The organism is Streptomyces sp. S6, from assembly GCF_054880855.1.
Genome location: NZ_JBTYMC010000638.1, coordinates 1 through 1399, shown reverse-complemented (window position 1 = coordinate 1399; position 1399 = coordinate 1). Strand labels below are relative to the sequence as shown.

General features: G+C 72.6%; 1 protein-coding gene and 1 pseudogene. Both read right to left on the bottom strand.

Annotation, left to right across the window (positions count from 1 at the left end; translation table 11 throughout):
• Positions 1-1047 (bottom strand): serine/threonine-protein kinase (locus ACVNF4_RS36015; RefSeq protein WP_461807032.1); only part of this gene is annotated, 1047 nt, incomplete at its 3' end.
• A gap of 111 nt (positions 1048-1158) precedes the next feature.
• Positions 1159-1399 (bottom strand): annotated as a pseudogene (locus ACVNF4_RS36010) (serine/threonine protein kinase); the annotation flags it as partial.

Below are 1399 nucleotides of genomic sequence, written 5' to 3'. Positions count from 1 at the left end.
GGGGGGCACGCGCGCGGTGCCGTGCGCGCCCCCCGCGAGCTCGTCGGCGGCGGGCACGCGCATCGAGGTGTGGGTGTCGCGGTTGGAGTCGGGCTTGGCGCCGGGCACGAGCGGGACGGCGCCCCGGCGGACGGCGCTGCGGGGGGCGGCGTCCGCCTCCGTGTCGTCCTCGGCCGTCTCCGCGGGCTCGGTCTCGGGTTCGTCGACGTCCAGGGGCGGCATGCCGGCGAGGGACGGCAGCAGCTCCCGCAGGCGCGCGGCCAGCTCGGAGGCGCGCAGGCGCGAGGCGGGCGCCTTGGCGAGGCACTGCACGAGGAGCTGCCACAGTTCGTCGGGGATGCCGGGGAGGGGTGCGACGGACTCGGTGACGTGCCGGCGCAGGACGGCTCCGGGGTGGCCGCCGCCGAAGGGGGTGAAGCCGGCGAGGAGTTCGTAGAGGACCGTCGCGAGGGCGTAGATGTCGACGGACGCGCGCGGGGGGAGTCCTTCGACTATCTCGGGGGCCAGGTAGTCGGGTGTTCCGATGATCTTCGTGGCTTTGGTGCGCTTCGGCGTGTCGATCAGCTTCGCGACGCCGAAGTCCGTCAGGAGCGCCTGGTGGGACCCGCCGGGCCCGAGGGGCCCCTGCATGTCCAGGAGGACGTTCTCGGGCTTCACGTCGCGGTGTACGACCCCTGCCGCGTGCGCGGCGGCGAGTCCTTCGGCGATGTCCGCGACGATCGCGACGGCCGCCTCGGGCGAGAGCCGCCGGTCGCGGTCCAGGCGTGTGCGCAGGTCCGTGCCGCGGACGAGGTCCATGACAAGCGCGAGGTCGTTGCCGTCGACCACCAGGTCCCGTACGGAGACGACGTTCGGGTGGGAGAGCCCGAGCAGTGCCGTGCGCTCCTGGACGAACCGTCCGACCAGTTCCTCGTCCGACGAGAGGTCCTCGCGCAGCAGCTTGATCGCCACGGGCCCCTCGGGACCCTCACCGAGCCACACCGTGCCGGCGCTGCCCCGCCCGAGGATCTGGTGGGCGGTGTACCGGCTGCCGATCTTCCGTGCCAAGACTGCTCCTACCGACGCGTGTTGCAGACAACGTACGCGCCCGGGGAGCCAACCTCCGCAGCGGAGGCGGAAATCACCCGCCGGATGTCGACAAATCCCCAGACTCGCCGGTCAGCCGCCCACGTTGTCGAACCACCCGGTGACCGTGTGGAACCAGTCGGTCAGCTGGTCCCAGTAGCCCTTCCCGGACCCGATCCAGCCCTGGAGCGGCGAGAACTCCCAGATCAGCCAGCCCGCGACGAACAGGATGACGATCGTGAAGAGGCAGCCCTTGAGGCAGCCGAGCCCCGGGATGCGCATCGGGTTGGCGCTGCGCCGGCGCGGCTCGCGGGGCTCGCGCTCGCGCGGTTCC